Raw genomic sequence first — 3806 nt, forward strand, 5'->3', positions numbered from 1 at the left:
CGCAGCGCGCCGCAGCCGTAGAGCGCGACGAACAGGGCGAGGTCCACGGCAGCGTCGCCCGGACGGTGGAGCCGCCCTCTGCTCTCGGTCCGGTGGTGAGCCGGCCGTCGAGCAGCTTCACGCGCTGGTTGACGGCGCCGCCCTGCGCCTGGATGAACAATGCTGATCATCGACCCGTCGCCATCCCCTCAGCGCACGAGCATCGCGTCCAAGCCTGAGCCGGGCCGGCCACCACCGATCATCGATCAGCCGCGTTTCGCGGCCGGCCAGCCATACCCCCAGCCGCCCTGGACCATGGTCTGGAAGGCCCAGCCGTCCTCGGTGCGAACCAGCAGGTCAGCGTAGTGCATGCTCTCCTGCCGGCCCTCGATCGTCATCGTCGCCTCGGTCTCCACGACCACGAGATTCCGGCTGAGGAAGTGCGGCGTTCTCTTCGACTCGAGCCCCAGTCCTGCCGTGCCACCGCCCATGGCGTCCTTCATCGCCTCGATGTACTCCGCCCGCGTCCACTGCCGTACGGCCGCGTAGCCTTCGGGCACGTCGGTGGCCAGGTTCATCGGGAAGACCGCCAGGTCGGCCAGCTTCTCGATCGCGCCCTCCTCGGCCAGCACGTCGTACTCGGCGAACCACGCCTCGATGCTCTTCAGTTCTTCGTTGCTCGGCTGATACATATGTGCCCTTCCTTAAACCGTACGCCGTACCGTACAGCATACGGGAACTGTGGGCAAGTCTGTCTGATCGTGCTGTTCGAAGGCCTTTCAGCCGCTCGCGGGCGCCCGGAGGGTGCGCAGTTCGCCGAGCTCGGTAGGTCACGTAGATCGTCGGGTGCACTCGGACGGATGGATCGGCGATCTTGGGCGCGGTACGCGGGTGTCCAGGACGTCGACCCGGAGCGAGCGGCGCCGGCCGCGCAGCACGTCGAGTGCCTGGTCGGCGATGCCGACGAGGGCGCGCGCGTGATGCAGGAACGCCCTGCCGTCCTCGGTGAGGCCGGCTCCCACCCACAGCGTGCTCGCCATCCTGCGCCCGATCGTCACGTACTTCAGCGTCCATGGGTCCGTGCGACCAGAGAACGCGGCTCAGTTCGCGCGGCACCTGCTCCGCTGGATCGATCAGGCGCGACCGCCGAAGCCGGACGAGAACGCGCTGGCGTCCGTGCTCATCCGGCCGGACGGGACGGCCGCGTGGGCGTCCAGCCCGGGCCCCGCCGACACGGTCACCCTGACGGCGGCCCTCCGCACGTGGCTGCTTCCCACCTGAGAGGGCCGCCGTGCACTTACCCGCGCACCTTGGCCGTCGTCAGACGCGGGTCGGCGGCGATCTCGGCTTCGGTGAACCGCTCGGTGACCCACTGTCCGCGCGAGAACAGGACGGTCTGGTCGGTGTGGTGGGGCGAGTCGGGGTTGGCGGAGAGCGAATAGGTCAGGATGGTGCGCGTACGGGGACCGCCGCGGGTGAGCTCGACGGCCATCATGAAGGTGGAACCGGTGTCCACCTCCGGGTAGCGCCCGTCCGTGCCGAGCCGGCCGCGCATGCGAACCCTGTCGAAGCAGCCCTCCCCTTCGGTGCAGCCGGGAATCGGGATCGAGGAGTAGCGCTGCGCCTGGCCCGGGGTGAGAGTCAGGGGGATGCGGTTGGTCTGGAAGTAGAGCACGGCATCAGCCAGGGCCAGCCGCACCACCGGGTCGTCGCCCTTGAGCCCCCGAGGAGTGGTCAGCGGATGCGCGGCTTCGAACGGCACCCGCCACGGGCTGAACACGGGGTCTCCCGGCCTGGTCGGACGCTGGAGCCGGGTGAAGAACTCGCGCCACAGGATGGCCCCCTGACCGTCCAGAGTGGCGCGCCCGTCCCATTTCGCCAGCGTCCCGCAGGCCTCGCGCACGTTCACCTGCTTGCCGTCGGACGTGGTCAGCTCGAGGCTGGTACGGCACAACTTCAGCAGGTCCGGGCGCATGAGCTCGAAGGTGTAGTTGCGCTTGCCCCGCGTGGTGGCCTGCAGTGTCTCCAAGGTGAAGCCGGGATCGCCGAGCCCGTCGGCTCCCGAGAGCCGCTGGGCGATCATGTCCAGGCTGACACGGGGGCGCGGGTCCAGCTCGGTACGCGCCTTGCCCCACACGCGCGGGTAGCCGGTCAGCGGTGCCGATGGGTTCGTCATCCAGAAGGTGTTGTTGGAGTTGGCCACGTAGTCGGCGCGGGTCAGCTTCGGCTGGTTGCCGGGCCCGAAGATGCCGGGCACGACGGCGTCGCGGTCCTTGCCCCACAGGCACGCGGAGGTCGAGCCGTCCAGGACGTACTCCTCCAGGCCCGGAATGGGGGAGGGCTTGCCGCAGCGGTCCGCCTGGGCGTCGGTGACATGGGGGACCATCGAGGTGTCGGCGAAGTAGGCGGTCCCACTGACGTCGGTGGCGAGCGTATGGACGAACGGCATGCCCTGATACGTGCTCTGGGCCGCACGCAGCTGGGTGAGGTTCCGCGCCCTGGCCATCGCCAGCCACTCGTCGGCCGAGCGCAGGTTGGCGGCGTTGGAGTCGGCCAGCGCGTAGGCGACCTTGTCGGTGGGCCCGGCCGCCAGCACCGGGCCGTAGCGCGAGGTGTAGAGCGTGTGGTCCATGACGGTGCCGTCCTGCAGGGTGACCTGCACCTCCTGGCGGCCCATCGGCTCGGCCCGGCCGTCCACCCGATAGCTGGTGGGGTCCACGAGATCGAGCTGGTAGAGGTTGAAGCGCTGGGCGTGGGAGACCGTATGGGTCCAGGCCACGGTCGCGTTGTGGCCGATCTGGACGACCGGGGTGCCGTACAGGCTGGCGCCGGAGACGTCGAGCACGCCAGGGATGGTCAGCTGTACCTGGTAGAAGCGGCGGATCCCGTTCCAGGGGAAGTGCGGGTCGGCCAGCACCATGCCGTGGCCGTCGCGGGTCGCCCGGCGGCCGAGCGCCCAGGCGTTGCTGCCCGCGGCGGGCCTGCGCTCCGGCCCCTCGGCCTCGGCCTCTCCGACGACGTACTCCTTCATTCCGGCGATGCCGACCATACGGTCGAGGTCGAGGACGTTGTTCCAGAGGTCGGTGGCGGTGATGGGGCCCACCCAGGCCTTGCCCCGGCAGGTGGGATCCGGCAGGTTCGCCACCCCGGTCTGCTCCAGGTAGCGGTTGTACCCGGCGACGTAGCCGTCGACGAGCCGGCGCAGCTCGTCGCTCGGGCCCAGCGGCGTTCGCTGGGCCAGCAGCCGCGGCACGACGCCGGACTCGGCGACGCTCTTGTAGTAGACGTCGCTGACCAGGTTGGCGACCGGGCGGACCGGGTCGTCGGACTCCGCCTGGGGGCCGAAGTACCTGGACCGCTCGCCCCGCAGCGTCACCACCCATGAGGCCAGCACGCAGAGGTTGTCCTGCGCGAAGGCATAGCCGTACCCGAAGCCGAGCCCGCCGTAGTCCTTGGCGGACACGTGCGGGAGGCCGTACTCGGTGCGCCGGATCTCGGCGGAGTAGCGGCCGTCGTCCGCCTGGGCGGGCGCGTCGGTGCGCACCGCCACCACGACGGCGGCGACCAGGGCCAGCGCGATCAGCACGGCCGGTTTCAGCTTGAGCTTCATCGCAACTCCTATTCGAAACGCGCGTTGTCGGGCGCGGTCATACGCCTGAGCAGCGGCAGCGCCGTGAGGATCACCAGGAGGGAGGCGGCCAGGCCGCCGCCGACGGACGCGAAGTAGACCGGCGCAGATGCTGTACGCATCACGCCTCGTCACGCATATGGATGTCAAGCGCGCGGACATCGATATGTTCGTGTCGGCGGTGAAGGAGTATTTCGCT

5 protein-coding genes are annotated in these 3806 nt (G+C 69.7%); 1 reads left to right on the top strand and 4 read right to left on the bottom strand.

From position 1 onward, the window contains the following. Nucleotides 1–245: 245 nt before the first annotated feature. On the bottom strand, nt 246–671 hold the full coding sequence (locus tag AB0J09_RS58735) for a nuclear transport factor 2 family protein (protein WP_360712015.1): 426 nt from the start codon (nt 669–671) through the stop codon (nt 246–248). A gap of 138 nt (nt 672–809) precedes the next feature. Further along, nucleotides 810–1037: a hypothetical protein gene (locus AB0J09_RS58740; RefSeq protein ID WP_360712018.1), complete on the bottom strand. Its 228-nt coding sequence runs from the start codon at nt 1035–1037 to the stop codon at nt 810–812. A 22-nt stretch (nt 1038–1059) separates the two neighbouring features. Between AB0J09_RS58740 and AB0J09_RS58745 the strand changes: the two genes are divergently transcribed. After that, on the top strand, nt 1060–1260 hold the full coding sequence (locus tag AB0J09_RS58745) for a hypothetical protein (RefSeq protein ID WP_360712021.1): 201 nt from the start codon (nt 1060–1062) through the stop codon (nt 1258–1260). A gap of 16 nt (nt 1261–1276) precedes the next feature. Here AB0J09_RS58745 and AB0J09_RS58750 read toward each other — a convergent pair whose 3' ends face one another. Both AB0J09_RS58750 and AB0J09_RS58755 read right to left on the bottom strand, forming a co-directional pair. Continuing rightward, nucleotides 1277–3589, bottom strand: coding sequence for a penicillin acylase family protein (locus AB0J09_RS58750; protein WP_360712024.1), 2313 nt, complete (start codon nt 3587–3589; stop codon nt 1277–1279). Between the two features lie 8 nt (nt 3590–3597). Further along, nucleotides 3598–3729, bottom strand: a complete 132-nt coding sequence (locus tag AB0J09_RS58755) for a hypothetical protein (RefSeq protein WP_360712027.1) — start codon at nt 3727–3729, stop codon at nt 3598–3600. Nucleotides 3730–3806: the final 77 nt, after the last annotated feature.

It is taken from the genome of Nonomuraea sp. NPDC049784, from assembly GCF_040659615.1.
Classification (GTDB): domain Bacteria; phylum Actinomycetota; class Actinomycetes; order Streptosporangiales; family Streptosporangiaceae; genus Nonomuraea.

Coding starts and splice junctions, on each gene's coding strand:
- AB0J09_RS58735 (WP_360712015.1), bottom strand. CDS start 671: ATGTATCAGCCGAGCAACGAAGAACTGAAGAGCATCGAGGCGTGGTTC.
- AB0J09_RS58750 (WP_360712024.1), bottom strand. CDS start 3,589: ATGAAGCTCAAGCTGAAACCGGCCGTGCTGATCGCGCTGGCCCTGGTC.
- AB0J09_RS58755 (WP_360712027.1), bottom strand. CDS start 3,729: ATGCGTACAGCATCTGCGCCGGTCTACTTCGCGTCCGTCGGCGGCGGC.